Consider the following 12,822-nt stretch of genomic DNA (forward strand, 5'->3'; position numbering starts at 1 on the left):
AGAACGCCCGCCCGCGGCCGGCCCCTCAGCGCTTGCGGCGCCGATACACCGGCTGCGCTCCGGCGGCCTTCATGTCGCTCTCACGCACATAGAGGTCCACCACCGTCACCAGCAGCTGGCCGGTGAAGGGCAGGCGGTGCATCAGCTGCTGCACCAGCTCGCTGCCCAGCGCCTCGTCGAGCCGCCGCAGCTGGATGAACAACACGAAGTAGTCGCGCTGCGGCAGCGCAGCCACCCGGCGCCCCACCAGCCAGGCCTGCTCGACCTCGGGCGTGCGGATCAGCTCGCCGGTGAGCTGCTTGCGCTCCTCGCGGCTGAGCTTCGCCTCGGAGGTGCCTTCGCAGGGGTTGGTCGAGGTGAACTCCTGCCAGGCCTGCGCCTCCAGCGCCTCGAAGCGCTCGCGCCGCTCGCGCCACAGGCGCCGGACCTTGGGGGCCACCGGCTCGCCGGCATGCTGCTGCCGGTCCAGCCATTCCAGCGCCATCGAGCAGGCCGCGTAGCCGTGCTCGGGATGGCCGTCCTGCAGTTGCTCCAGCAGCTGCAGGGTACCGGGGTGATGCGCCTGAAGCCGGCGCAGCGCCAGCTCGCGCAGGGCGGCACCGTGTCCCGGCTCGCACGCCAGCGCGCGCTCGTAGAACGGCGTGCTGTCGGCCATGCTGACCGCCTCGAAGCATTCGGCCCATTCGAGCCACTCGTCGGCCGACAGCTGAGCGGCGCGCGGCTTCAGCTCGCCGATGCGCTCGCGGCACTGCCGCAGGTGCTCGCGGTGGCGGGCCCAATCGCGCCGCATCTCCTGCCACCACAGCTGGTCGAAATGCTGCGCCACGCGAGCCGCCCCCCGACCCAGCAGGGCGAGCGCGTTCGACTGCGACCAGGCCGGCATGGCCGGCTTCAGGCCCAGGGCGGCCAGCCGGTCGCGCGGCACCGGGTGGGTGTCGTCATAGCTCGGCAGCCGCTGCATCGCCAGGCGCAGCGCCTCCTGCGCGAAGGCATGCGGCGGCGGCTCCAGCAGCGAGCGGCCCATGTCGGCATGCGGCATCGGCTCGGGCGGCTCCTCGCGCAGCGCGCGGCGCCACAGGCGGCGCCAGTATTCCTCGTCGTACCAGCGGGCCTTGATCTCGATCTCGCTCCAGGCCTGGGCCACCACCTCCGGGGTGAACAGCCGGGCCGCGATGCGATCGGCCTCGTATTCGTCCTGCCGCGCGAGCGCGAAGGTGCGCGCGTTGAAACGCGGGATGTACCAGGAGAAGAAGCGCCGGAACAGCCAGGACAACGGGCTCTCGTCATGCTGGTAGGCGCTGTACATGCGCCACCAGGCGGTGCGGGTGCGGTAGACCCAGGCCGAGAACTTGCCGTGCTCGCCCCGCAAATGGCCGTACTCGTGGGCCACCACCGCCAGCAGGCGTTGCGGCTCCAGCGCGCACAACATGGGCCAGCCGATCACCAGGTAGTTGGTGTGGCCCAGCAGGCCCCAGCGAGGGCGCTGCATGATCGCCGCGTTGAACTCGGCGTTGACCATCACCACGTCGATGGCCGGGCCCTTCACCTTGGCGCGGATGCGCTCCAGCGCCTTGAACAGCTCGGGCGAGTCGGCCGGCTGCAGCCGCACGCCGTCGGGCGCGTCGAAGCGCGTGAACACCGCGCGCACGCAGACCCACAGCAGGCCTGCGGCCGCCAGGCCGACCCAGACCTTCCAGCCCGAGGCGCCATGCCGCCACCACGACAGGCCGACCGCCAGCAGCCCGGCGCAGGCGGCCAGCCCGATCAGCAGCACCACCGCATAGCCCAGCACGGCAAACCACCAGACGCTGCGGCGATAGGCGGGCGCGTCGCTCTCGCACGCCTGTTCGCTCAGGCGCACGAGGTGCATGAAGTCGACGTGTTGCATGGGGCCGCCCCTCTGGTCCCGGCGCTGGCAGCGCCGGCCCTCGTTGTTGTGTCCGGGGCCGTCCGTGCGGCGCGCCGGCTGCCGGTCGACGCGGTTGTCCTTGCGCGCGCCGGCGCGGCCAGTATATCGACGCGGGTGCCGCTCAGCTGTGGAAGACTTGGCGCTGCAGGCCGTCCAGGTCGAGCACCCGCACGCCGCCGTACTCGATGCGGATCAGCCCTCGCTGCTGCAGCGTGCGCAGGGCCTCGTTGACCCGCTGGCGCGAGAGGCCCACCAGCATGCCCAGCTCCTGCTGCGTGATGCGCAACAGGCTGCCCACGCCGGGATAGAGCACCGGGTGGAACAGCGAGGCCAGGCTGCGGGCGACCCGCACGTCGGGGTCGTTGAGCCGGTCGATCTCGCGGGCGGCGATGAACTGCCCGAGCCGCTCGTTGAGCTGGCGCATCACGAAGCGGTTGAAGGGGATGCTGTTGTCCAGCAGGCGGTGGAAGCTCTCCATCGGCAGACCGGCCACCGTGCTCTTGCGCAGCGTCTGCACGTTGTAGCGGTAGGCCTCGCGCTTGAGCAGGGTGCCTTCGCCGAACCAGGCCCCGGGCGGGATGCCGGTGAAGGTCACCGGCGCGCCCAGCGAGGAGTCGTTGTTCATCTTCAGCAGGCCGGCCAGCACGCCGAACCAGTAGGTGGGCGGGCGGCCGATGCGGCACAGCAACTCGCCGGGCCCGGCGTCGGCCACCTGGATCTCGGCCGCCGCACGCTCGCGGTCGGCCGGCTGCAGCGCCTGCAGCCAGGCGATGCCCTGCAACTCGGCCGTCGTGGCGGCCCGCGCCCGGCGGTGCAAGGGAGTGACGGCGGCACTGTCAACCATGGCAGTCTGCTGCGGGTAATTCCCCTGGGGAGCGACCCTAGGATTGTCGTCACAACGACAACCTGGCGTCAAACTCGCGCCTAGCATCGGCCCAGCCCTGCCACCCCCGGGGCGTCTACCAAGGAGACCGACGGTGCCCACCACGTTTCCGCGTCTGTTGCTGGAGCACGCCGCCCGCCGCCCCGAGGCGCCGGCCCTGCGCGAGAAGGAATACGGCATCTGGCAGACCCTGAGCTGGTCGGCGCTGGCCGAGATGGTGCGGCGCCTGGCCTGCGGGCTGGCCGAGGCCGGGCTGCAGCGGGGCGAGCACCTGGCCGTCATCGGCGAGAACCGGCCGCGGCTGTATGCAGCGATGCTGGCGGCACAGTCGCTCGGTGCCATCCCGGTGCCGCTGTACCAGGACGCCGCCGCCGCCGAGTTCGCCTACCCCTTGCGCAACGCCGAGGTGCGCTTCGCGGTGGTGGAAGACCAGGAACAGGTCGACAAACTGCTGGAAGTGCGCGGCGACTGCCCGCGGCTGCAGTGCATCTGGTACGACGACGGCCGCGGCCTGCGCAACTACCGTGAGGCGGGCCTGGACAGCCTCGACCACCTGATCGAGCGCGGCCGCGCGCACGACCACCACCAGCCGGGCTTCTTCCTGGCCCAGGTGCAGCAGGGCCGGGCCGAGGACGTGGCGGCGATGTTCTTCACCTCCGGCACCACCGGCCATCCGAAGGGCGTGGTGCACACCCACCATGCGCTGATCGACCGGGCCCGCGCGGGCGCGGCCTTCGACCGGCTCACCGAGCGCGAGGAGGTGCTGGCCTACCTGCCGCCGGCCTGGATCGGGCAGAACTGCTTCAGCTATGCGCAATGGCTCGCCTGCGGCTACGTGGTGAACTGCCCCGAATCCGCCGCCACCGTGTCCATCGACCTGAAGGAGATCGGGCCGACCTACTACTTCGCGCCGCCCCGGGTCTTCGAAGGCCTGCTCACGAGCGTGAGCATCCGCATGGAGGACGCCGGGCGCCTCAAGCGCTGGTTGTACGCGCGCTGCATGGCGGTGGCGCGCCGGATCGGTCCGGCCCGGCTGGACGGCAGCCGGCTCTCGCTGGCCGACCGGCTGCTCTGGCGCCTGGGCGACCTGCTCATCTACGGCCCGCTGCGCAACACCCTGGGGCTGAGCCGCATCCGGGTGGCCTACACCGCCGGCGAGGCGATCGGCCCCGACCTGTTCACCTTCTACCGCTCCATCGGCATCAACCTGAAGCAGCTCTACGGCTCCACCGAGACCGCGGTGTTCGTCTGCCTGCAGCCCGACCACCAGGTGCGGGCCGACACGGTGGGCGTGCCGATCGAAGGCGTGGAGCTCAAGGTGGACGAGCGCGGCGAGATCCTGATCCGCTCGCCCGGCCTGCTGAAGGAGTACTACCGCAACCCGCAGGCCACCGCCGAGGTGAAGACGGCCGACGGCTGGTACCGCTCGGGCGACGCGGGCTACCTGGACGCACAAGGCCACCTGAAGATCATCGACCGCGCCAAGGACGTCGGCCGCCTGCGCGGCGGGCCGGGCGACGGCGCGATGTTCGCGCCCAAGTACATCGAGAACAAGCTCAAGTTCTTCCCCTATATCAAGGAAGCGGTGGCCTTCGGCGACGGCCGCGACCGTGTCTGCGCCTTCGTCAACATCGACTTCGACGCGGTCGGCCACTGGGCCGAGAAGCGCAACCTGGCCTATGCCGGCTACACCGACCTGGCGCAGAAGCCCGAGGTCTACGCGCTGGTGCGCGACTGCATCGAGCAGGCCAACGCCGACCTGAGCCACGACCCGCAGCTGGCCGGCTGCCAGGTGGCCCGCTTCCTGGTGCTGCACAAGGAGCTGGATGCCGACGACGGCGAGCTGACCCGCACCCGCAAGGTGAGGCGCGGCCACATTGCCGAGAAGTACCGCGTGCTGGTGGACGCGCTCTATGCCGGGCGCGCGTCGCAGTACATCGAGACCGCGGTGCGCTTCGAGGACGGCCGCAGCGGCCTGGCCGCCGCCGATCTCCGCCTGGCCGACGCCGCCACCTTCCCCAGCCTGAGGACCGCCGCATGACCGCCACCGCCGCCGCCACCCCGTCCCTGCGCAGCGGCTCGCCGCCGCCCCTCGCCGCTGCCCCGCTGCCGGCGCACGAGGCCGCTAACGACGGCAGCCCGCTGACGCGCCGGCAGCCCGGCCCGGTCATCCTGGAAGTACAGGGCCTCTCGCTCGGCTTCGGCGGCGTGAAGGCGCTGACCGACATCAGCTTCGACGTCCGCGAGCACGAGATCCGCGCCATCATCGGTCCCAACGGCGCCGGCAAGAGCTCCATGCTCAACTGCATCAATGGCGTCTACGCGCCGCAGCAGGGCGCCATCCGCCTGCGCGGCCGCAGCTTCGCGCAGATGAACCCGCGCCAGGTGGCCGAGATGGGCGTGGCCCGCACCTTCCAGAACCTGGCCTTGTTCAAGGGCATGAGCGTGCTCGACAACCTGATGACCGGCCGCAACCTCCGCATGAAGAGCGGCCTGCTGCGCCAGGCGCTGCGCTGGGGCGCGGCCGAGCGCGAGGAGATCGAGCACCGCGCGGCGGTCGAGCGCATCATCGACTTCCTGGAGATCCAGGCCTGGCGCAAGACGCCGGTCGGCCGCCTGCCCTACGGGCTGCAGAAGCGGGTCGACCTGGGCCGGGCGCTGGCGATGGAGCCACAGCTGCTGTTGCTGGACGAGCCGATGGCCGGCATGAACGTGGAGGAGAAGCAGGACATGTGCCGCTTCATCCTCGACGTCAACGACGAGTTCGGCACCACCATCGTGCTGATCGAGCACGACATGGGCGTGGTGATGGACATCAGCGACCGGGTGGTGGTGCTGGACTACGGCCGCAAGATCGGCGACGGCCCGCCCGACGAGGTGCGACGCAACCCCGAGGTGATCCGCGCCTACCTGGGCAGCAGCCACTGAGCGCGGCCTGCGCTCGCGCCGTCCCCGACTTGGCATCCATAGAAAGGCCAGACCATGGGCTTTTTCCTAGAAACGCTGTTCGGCGGCCTGATGGCCGGCATGCTCTACGCGCTGATCGCGCTGGGCTTCGTGCTGATCTTCAAGGCCTCGGGCGTCTTCAACTTCGCGCAGGGCGCCATGGTGCTGTTCGCGGCGCTCGCCATGGCGCGCTTCTCGGAATGGATCCCGCAGTGGCTGGGGCTGGAGAGCCGGCTGCTCGGCAACCTGCTGGCCTTCCTGGCCGCCATGGCGGTGATGGTGGCGCTGGCCTGGCTGATCCAGACCCTGGTGCTCGGCCGGCTGGTCAACCAGGAAGGCGTGACGCTGCTGATGGCCACGCTCGGCATCACCTACTTCCTCGACGGCTTCGGGCAGACGCTGTTCGGCTCGGACATCTACAAGATCGACGTCGGCATGCCCAAGGACCCGGTGATCCTCGCCGAGGACACCTTCCCGGGCGGCATCCTGCTGAGCCAGGAAGACCTGCTGGCCGCGCTGGTGGCGGCCGCCCTGGTGGCACTGCTGGCGCTGTTCTTCCAGAAGACCGCCATCGGCCGGGCGCTGCGCGCGGTGGCCGACGACCACCAGGCGGCACAGTCCATCGGCATCCCGCTCGGGCGCATCTGGATCATCGTGTGGTCGGTGGCCGGCTTTGTCGCGCTGGTGGCAGGCATCGTCTGGGGCTCCAAGCTCGGGGTGCAGTTCTCGCTGTCGCTGGTGGCGCTGAAGGCCCTGCCGGTGGTCATCCTGGGCGGGCTCACCTCGGTACCGGGCGCCATCGTCGGCGGGCTCCTGATCGGCATGGGCGAGAAGCTGTCGGAGGTCTACCTCGGCCCGTTGCTGGGCGGCGGCATCGAGATCTGGTTCGCCTACGTCCTGGCGCTGCTCTTCCTGCTGGTGCGGCCGCAGGGCCTGTTCGGCGAGAAGATCATCGACCGCGTCTGACGGCCCGCCCCGCATGCTCCAAGGAGACCCGCATGCTCTATCGTGAAAACGGCCAGTTCAAGACCAGCTACCGGGCCGACCAGCAGATCTTCCCGATCCGCCAGGACCGCCTCTTCATCGGCCTGCTGCTCGCGCTGGCCTTCGTGGTCGTGCCGGGGCTGGCGCCGGAGTACCTGCTGCGCGCGGTGCTCATTCCATTCCTCATCCTCTCGCTTGCGGCGCTCGGGCTCAACATCCTGGTGGGCTACTGCGGGCAGATCTCGCTCGGCAGCGGCGCCTTCATGGCGGTGGGCGCCTATGCGGCCTACAACTTCCAGGTGCGCATCGAGGGCATGCCGCTGCTGCTGTCGCTGCTGCTCGGCGGGGTGTGCTCGACCGTGGTGGGGGTGCTGTTCGGCATGCCGTCGCTGCGCATCCGCGGGTTGTACCTGGCGGTGGCGACCCTGGCGGCGCAGTTCTTCATCGACTGGGCCTTCCTGCGCATCAAGTGGTTCACCAACGACTCGGCCTCGGGCTCGGTCAGCGTCTCGGGGCTGCAGGTGTTCGGGCTGCCGCTGGAGACGCCGGTGCAGAAGTACCTGTTCTGCCTGGCGCTGGTCGGCGTGTTCGCGCTGCTGGCCAAGAACCTGGTGCGCGGCGCCATTGGCCGCGAATGGATGGCCATCCGCGACATGGACGTGGCGGCCGCCGTCATCGGCATCCGCCCGGTGCATGCCAAGCTCACCGCCTTCGCGGTCAGCTCCTTCCTGGTGGGCGTGGCCGGCGCGCTGTGGGGCTTCGTGCACCTGGGCGCCTGGGAGCCGGCGGCCTTCAGCATCGACCGCTCCTTCCAGCTGCTGTTCATGGTCATCATCGGCGGGCTGGGCTCCATCATGGGCAGCTTCTTCGGCGCCGCCTTCATCGTGGTGCTGCCCATCCTGCTGAACCAGGTGCCGGGCTGGTTCGGCCTGCCGCTGTCCACCGCCACCGCAGCCCACCTCGAATACATGATCTTCGGCGCACTGATCGTCGGCTTCCTGATCGCCGAGCCGCACGGCCTGGCCCGCCTGTGGTCCACCGCCAAGGAGAAGCTGAGGCTGTGGCCCTTCCCACATTGACACCGAGACAGATGCCGCCAGCGTCGCGCATCTCGTCGCGCCTGCACTCCATCGACACAACGACACCAGGAGCCTGCCCATGACCCTTCCGTCCCTCGCCCTCGCCGCCGCCGTGGCCTGCGGCAGCCTGCTGGCCAGCACCGCCGCCCTGGCCCAGGCCAAGGAGCAGTTCTTCCCGGTGCTGGTCTACCGCACCGGCGCCTACGCGCCCAACGGCGTGCCCTTCGCCAACGGCTATGTGGACTACCTGAAGCTGGTGAACGCACAAGGCGGCATCAACGGCGTGAAGCTCAGCTTCGAGGAATGCGAGACCGGCTACGCCACCGACCGCGGGGTGGAATGCTATGAGCGCCTGAAGGGCAAGGGCGCCACCGTGTTCCAGCCACTGTCCACCGGCATCACCTTTGCGCTGACCGAGAAGGCGCCGCAGGACAAGATCCCGCTGATCACCGCCGGCTACGGCCGCTCGGAATCGGCCGACGGCGGCGTCTTCAAGTGGAATTTCCCGCTGTTGGGCACCTACTGGGTCAATGCCGACGTGCTGCTGCAGCATGTGGCGAAGAAGGAAGGCGGCCTCGCCAAGTTGCGCGGCAAGAAGATCGCGCTGGTCTACCACGACTCGCCCTTCGGCAAGGAACCCATCCCGCTGTTGCAGGAGCGTGCCCGGCTGCACGGCTTCGAGCTGCAGATGCTGCCGGTCACCGCGCCGGGCGTCGAGCAGAAGGCCACCTGGCTGCAGGTGCGCCAGGCGCGGCCGGACTATGTCTTCCTGTGGGGCTGGGGGGTGATGAACTCCACCGCGCTGAAGGAAGCCCAGGCCACCGGCTACCCGCGCGAGAAGATGTACGGCGTCTGGTGGGCCGGGGCGGAGCCCGACGTGAAGGACGTCGGCGAAGGCGCACGCGGCTACAACGCGGCCGCCATGCAGCATGGCGCGCACACCGACGCCGCCGTCATCCGCAACGTGCTGGCCCAGGTGCACGGCAAGGGCCAGGGCACCGGGCCGAAGGAAGAGGTCGGCTCGGTCCTCTACATGCGCGGGCTGCTGTCGGCCATGCTGGGCGTGGAAGGTGTCAAGCGCGCCCAGGAGCGCTTTGGCAAGGGCAAGGTGATGACCGGCGAGCAGGTGCGCTGGGGCCTGGAGAACCTGGCGCTGGACCAGAAGAAGCTCGACGCGCTGGGCTTCGCCGGCGTGATGCGGCCGGTCAGCACCTCCTGCGCGGACCACATGGGCTCGTCCTGGGTGCGGGTGCACACCTGGGACGGCAAGAAGTGGAACTTCAGCTCCGACTGGTACCAGGCCGACGAGCAGCTGCTCAAGCCGATGGTGAAGAGCGCCGCCGACCGCTATGCCGCCGAGAAAAAGCTGGACCGCCGCGCACCGGCGGACTGCCAGTCATGAGCGCGGTGGCCGACGCGGCGCCCAGCCACGCCGCGCCACAGCCCGCGGCCGCCGTGGCGCCGGCGCTGCTCGAGGTGCAGGGCATCGAGGTGATCTACAACCACGTGATCCTGGTGCTCAAGGGCGTCTCGCTGCGGGTGGCCGAGGGCAGCATCGTCGCGCTGCTGGGTGGCAACGGCGCCGGCAAGACCACCACGCTGCGGGCGGTGAGCAACCTGCTGCACAGCGAGCGCGGCGAGGTCAGCAAGGGCTGCATCGAGCTGCGCGGCGAGCGCATCGAGTCGCTCTCGCCGGCCGAGCTGGTGCGCCGCGGCGTGGTGCAGGTGATGGAAGGCCGGCATTGCTTCGGCCACCTCACCATCGAGGAGAACCTGCTGACCGGCGCCTACACCCGGCGAGACGGCCGGGCCGCGGTGGCCGAGACGCTGGAGAAGGTCTACGCCTACTTCCCCCGGCTCAAGACGCGGCGCCATTCGCAGGCGGCCTACACCTCCGGTGGGGAGCAGCAGATGTGCGCCATCGGCCGCGCGCTGATGAGCCAGCCACGCATGGTGCTGCTCGACGAGCCCTCGATGGGCCTGGCGCCGCAGATCGTCGAGGAGGTGTTCGGCATCGTGCGCGACCTGAACCAGCGCGAGGGCGTGACCTTCTTGCTGGCCGAGCAGAACACCGCGATGGCGCTGCGCCATGCCGACCACGGCTACATCCTGGAGAACGGCCGCATCGTGATGGACGGCAGCGCCGCCGCGCTGGCCGACAACGAGGACGTCAAGGAGTTCTACCTCGGCATGGGCGGCGGCGACCGCCGCAGCTTCCGCGACGTCAAGAGCTACCGCCGGCGCAAGCGCTGGCTGGCCTGACCGCCCCGATTCCCCTCCCGCCACGGAGCGCCTTTCATGATGGACGACGACTTCTTCGCCCCGCCTCCCTTCAACGCTGCCGAGGCACTGGTGCTGCTCAAGCGCAGCCTGCGGGAGTTGCGCCCCCTGCAGGAGCGCGGCAACGCCTTCGAGCTGCAGGGCCAGCCGGTGATCGAGCTGGCGCAGGACGGCGACCGGCTGCAGGCCGGCCTGGTCCGCCGCCCGGCACGCAGCCCCGAGTGGGAGCGCCGCCCCCTGGCCAGCGCGGCCGACGTGCGCGACTTCACCGCCGAGGTGAAGCGCCGGCTGGCCCACTGGAGCGACGAATGAGCGCCACCGACCACTACGACCGGCTGGAAAGCCGCGATCCCGGCGCCCGCGAGGCCGCGCTGATGGCGGCGCTGCCCGCCCAGGTGGCGCACGCCCAGGTCCATACCCGCGCCTATGCCGAGGTGCTGGCGGGCGTGCAGGCCGACCGCATCACCTCGCGCGAGGCCCTGGCCCGCCTGCCACTGACCCGCAAGCACGAGCTGCTGCAGCGGCGCCAGGCGCGCGGCGACGCCGACCCCTTCGGCGGCTACGCGGCCATCGGCTGGCTCGGCACCGGCAGCGGGCGCGGCGCCGGCAAGGTGTTCCAGTCGCCCGGGCCGCTCTACGAGCCCGAGGGCGCGGCCAGCGACTACTGGCGCATCGCCCGCGCGCTGCATGCAGCCGGCTTTCGCGCCGGCGACCTGGTGCACAACAGCTTCAGCTACCACCTGACGCCGGCCGGCTCCATGGTGGAGAACGGCGCTCTCGCGCTCGGCTGCACCGTCTTCCCCGGCGGCGTGGGCCAGGTCGAGTTGCAGCTGCAGGCCATGCGCGACCTGAAGCCGCACGGCTACGTGGGCACGCCCAGCTTCCTGAAGATCCTGCTGGAGAAGGCCGAGGAGGCCGCCGGCGCTGCGCTGCCGCTGCGTCGCGCCCTGGTCTCCGGCGAGGCCTGCCCGCCGGCGCTGCGCGACTGGTTCGCCGCGCGCGGCGTGACGGTCTACCAGTTCTATGCCACCGCCGAGCTGGGCCTGATCGCCTACGAGACCGAGGCGCGCGAGGGCCTGGTGCTGGACGAGCAGCTGATCGTCGAGATCGTCGAGCCCGGCGGCGGCACGCCACTGCCCGCCGGCGAGGTGGGCGAGGTGGTGGTGACCACGCTGAACCCCGACCACCCGCTGATCCGCTTCGCCACCGGCGACCTGTCGGCCCTGCTGCCCGGGCCCTGCCCCACCGGCCGCACCAATGCCCGCCTGCGCGGCTGGCTGGGCCGGGCCGACCAGGCGGCCAAGGTGCGCGGCATGTTCGTGCACCCGGCCCAGGTGGCCGAGCTGCTCAAGCGCCATCCCGAGGTGGGCCGGGCGCGCCTGGTGGTCAGCGGCGCGCTGGCGCAGGACCACCTGCTGCTGCGTGCCGAAGCTGCCGAGCGTGACGAGGCCCTGGCCGCCCGCCTGGCCACCACGCTGCGGGAGCTGACCCGGCTGCGCGGCGAGGTGGAGCTGCTGCCGCCCGGCAGCCTGCCCGGCGACGGCCGGCTCATCGAGGACGCCCGACGCTACGACTGAGCCGCGCGCTCGATCACCAGGCCGCAGCCCGGCTGCACCGGCCGGTCTGGCGGCCGCAACGGCCATCCGCCCCGGGCACACCGGTCCGGGCTGAGCCTGCCAGCCCGCGCCGCGCGCAGCGCCTGCACAAACTTGTGGCAGCCTGATGACAGGCCGCATGAACAGTGGCTCGGCGCGTTCCGACTACAGCTTTTCCACAAAGCCATCCACACCAGCTGTGGATTCACGGAGGCGGCCTCGGTCCACCGCCCGCTGTCGAGGGGAAAACACCCGCCAGTGCTGGGGTTGCGGCGGAGTGAAGCGCAGCTTTTCACCGCCTTCCCACCACTTTCCCACAAAGTTGTGCACAGGCCGGCGACGCCCCCCCGCCAGCCCGGCTCAACCGGCGGTGGCAGGCGCCGCGGCCAGCCCCAGCAAGGCCAGCGTGTGCTCGGCCACCAGCCGCGAGGAGGCCGGGTTCTGCCCGGTCACCAGGCGACCGTCGGTGACCGCGTAGGGCTGCCACAGCGGGCCGCTCTCGAAGCGGCCGCCCAGCTCGCGCATGCGACTCTCCAGCTTGAAGGGCACCACCTGGTCCAGGCCCGCGGCCGCTTCCTCGGCATCGGTGAAGCCGTTGACCCGGCGGCCCGCGAGGATGGACTGGCCGTCGGGCCGGCGCGCCGTCACCAGCCCGGCGGGCCCATGGCACACCGCCGCGATCACCTTGTCGGCCGCGAAGGCGGCTTCCACCGCCCGCGTCACACCGGCGTCCAGCGGCAGATCCCACATCGTGCCGTGGCCGCCGGGGAAGAACACCGCGTCGAAGCGACTGGCGTCCAGCTCGGCGACGACCCGGCTGTGCGCCAGCCGGTCCATCGCGACCGGATCGGCCAGCAGGCGCTCCACCGCCGGGTCGTTCTGCCCGGCCGGCTTCAGGCTGCCAGGGTCGAGCGGCACCTGGCCGCCCCGCGGCGAGGCGATCTCGACCTCCGCGCCCGCATCGAGCAGTGCGTAGTAGGGCACCGCCAGCTCCTCGGCCCACAGGCCGGTCGGCTTGGCGTGCTCGCCCATGCGGGCGTTGGACGTGACGATGATGAGGATGCGCTGGGCCATCGATGAACTCCTTGAGTGGCAGGTGAGCGGGGCGGGCCCGCGATGCAGCCACTTTATTCAGAGGCTGAGGAG

General features: G+C 70.8%; 11 protein-coding genes. 8 read left to right on the plus strand and 3 right to left on the minus strand.

What is annotated here, in order from left to right; genetic code table 11:
• Nucleotides 1–25: 25 nt before the first annotated feature.
• Nucleotides 26–1,888 (minus strand): M48 family metallopeptidase, encoded by a 1,863-nt coding sequence (locus N7L95_RS11330; protein WP_301259924.1) that lies wholly within the window; start codon nucleotides 1,886–1,888, stop codon nucleotides 26–28.
• Nucleotides 1,889–2,030: 142 nt separating this feature from the next.
• Nucleotides 2,031–2,753, minus strand: a complete 723-nt coding sequence (locus N7L95_RS11335) for a Crp/Fnr family transcriptional regulator (protein ID WP_301259925.1) — start codon at nucleotides 2,751–2,753, stop codon at nucleotides 2,031–2,033.
• Between the two features lie 133 nt (nucleotides 2,754–2,886).
• Here N7L95_RS11335 and N7L95_RS11340 point away from each other — a divergent pair, with 133 nt between their 5' ends.
• The 8 genes from N7L95_RS11340 to N7L95_RS11375 all read left to right on the plus strand — a co-directional run bounded on the left by N7L95_RS11340 (nucleotide 2,887) and on the right by N7L95_RS11375 (nucleotide 11,658).
• Nucleotides 2,887–4,833, plus strand: coding sequence for an AMP-dependent synthetase/ligase (locus tag N7L95_RS11340; RefSeq protein WP_301259926.1), 1,947 nt, complete (start codon nucleotides 2,887–2,889; stop codon nucleotides 4,831–4,833).
• Nucleotides 4,830–5,720: an ABC transporter ATP-binding protein gene (locus tag N7L95_RS11345; RefSeq protein ID WP_435870078.1), complete on the plus strand. Its 891-nt coding sequence runs from the start codon at nucleotides 4,830–4,832 to the stop codon at nucleotides 5,718–5,720. Before N7L95_RS11340 ends, N7L95_RS11345 begins: the two co-directional genes overlap by 4 nt.
• A 54-nt stretch (nucleotides 5,721–5,774) precedes the next feature.
• On the plus strand, nucleotides 5,775–6,704 hold the full coding sequence (locus N7L95_RS11350) for a branched-chain amino acid ABC transporter permease (RefSeq protein WP_301259927.1): 930 nt from the start codon (nucleotides 5,775–5,777) through the stop codon (nucleotides 6,702–6,704).
• A gap of 32 nt (nucleotides 6,705–6,736) precedes the next feature.
• Nucleotides 6,737–7,801 (plus strand): branched-chain amino acid ABC transporter permease, encoded by a 1,065-nt coding sequence (locus N7L95_RS11355; protein WP_301259928.1) that lies wholly within the window; start codon nucleotides 6,737–6,739, stop codon nucleotides 7,799–7,801.
• A 79-nt stretch (nucleotides 7,802–7,880) separates the two neighbouring features.
• The gene (locus N7L95_RS11360) at nucleotides 7,881–9,203 is read left to right on the plus strand and encodes an ABC transporter substrate-binding protein (RefSeq protein ID WP_301259929.1); all 1,323 of its coding nucleotides are present in this window, start codon (nucleotides 7,881–7,883) and stop codon (nucleotides 9,201–9,203) included.
• Nucleotides 9,200–10,063: an ABC transporter ATP-binding protein gene (locus N7L95_RS11365; protein WP_301259930.1), complete on the plus strand. Its 864-nt coding sequence runs from the start codon at nucleotides 9,200–9,202 to the stop codon at nucleotides 10,061–10,063. The genes N7L95_RS11360 and N7L95_RS11365 overlap by 4 nt, the downstream gene beginning before the upstream one ends.
• 36 nt (nucleotides 10,064–10,099) lie before the next feature.
• Nucleotides 10,100–10,393 carry a hypothetical protein gene (locus N7L95_RS11370; protein ID WP_301259931.1) on the plus strand — a complete coding sequence of 98 codons (294 nt, stop codon included), beginning with the start codon at nucleotides 10,100–10,102 and terminating at the stop codon, nucleotides 10,391–10,393.
• Nucleotides 10,390–11,658: a phenylacetate--CoA ligase family protein gene (locus N7L95_RS11375; protein WP_301259932.1), complete on the plus strand. Its 1,269-nt coding sequence runs from the start codon at nucleotides 10,390–10,392 to the stop codon at nucleotides 11,656–11,658. The genes N7L95_RS11370 and N7L95_RS11375 overlap by 4 nt, the downstream gene beginning before the upstream one ends.
• Nucleotides 11,659–12,036: 378 nt before the next feature.
• On the opposite strand, the gene N7L95_RS11380 is transcribed toward N7L95_RS11375, so the two are convergent.
• Nucleotides 12,037–12,750, minus strand: coding sequence for a type 1 glutamine amidotransferase domain-containing protein (locus N7L95_RS11380; RefSeq protein WP_301259933.1), 714 nt, complete (start codon nucleotides 12,748–12,750; stop codon nucleotides 12,037–12,039).
• Nucleotides 12,751–12,822: the final 72 nt, after the last annotated feature.

Origin of the sequence: Eleftheria terrae, from assembly GCF_030419005.1 — a bacterium.
GTDB lineage: Bacteria > Pseudomonadota > Gammaproteobacteria > Burkholderiales > Burkholderiaceae_C > Caldimonas > Caldimonas terrae.

What these genes read in the sequence shown, in the direction of transcription:
- N7L95_RS11330 (WP_301259924.1), bottom strand. Translation starts at nt 1,888, where the DNA reads ATGCAACACGTCGACTTCATGCACCTCGTGCGCCTGAGCGAACAGGCG.
- N7L95_RS11335 (WP_301259925.1), bottom strand. Translation starts at nt 2,753, where the DNA reads ATGGTTGACAGTGCCGCCGTCACTCCCTTGCACCGCCGGGCGCGGGCC.
- N7L95_RS11345 (WP_435870078.1), top strand. Translation starts at nt 4,830, where the DNA reads ATGACCGCCACCGCCGCCGCCACCCCGTCCCTGCGCAGCGGCTCGCCG.
- N7L95_RS11350 (WP_301259927.1), top strand. Translation starts at nt 5,775, where the DNA reads ATGGGCTTTTTCCTAGAAACGCTGTTCGGCGGCCTGATGGCCGGCATG.
- N7L95_RS11355 (WP_301259928.1), top strand. Translation starts at nt 6,737, where the DNA reads ATGCTCTATCGTGAAAACGGCCAGTTCAAGACCAGCTACCGGGCCGAC.
- N7L95_RS11360 (WP_301259929.1), top strand. Translation starts at nt 7,881, where the DNA reads ATGACCCTTCCGTCCCTCGCCCTCGCCGCCGCCGTGGCCTGCGGCAGC.
- N7L95_RS11365 (WP_301259930.1), top strand. Translation starts at nt 9,200, where the DNA reads ATGAGCGCGGTGGCCGACGCGGCGCCCAGCCACGCCGCGCCACAGCCC.
- N7L95_RS11370 (WP_301259931.1), top strand. Translation starts at nt 10,100, where the DNA reads ATGATGGACGACGACTTCTTCGCCCCGCCTCCCTTCAACGCTGCCGAG.
- N7L95_RS11375 (WP_301259932.1), top strand. Translation starts at nt 10,390, where the DNA reads ATGAGCGCCACCGACCACTACGACCGGCTGGAAAGCCGCGATCCCGGC.
- N7L95_RS11380 (WP_301259933.1), bottom strand. Translation starts at nt 12,750, where the DNA reads ATGGCCCAGCGCATCCTCATCATCGTCACGTCCAACGCCCGCATGGGC.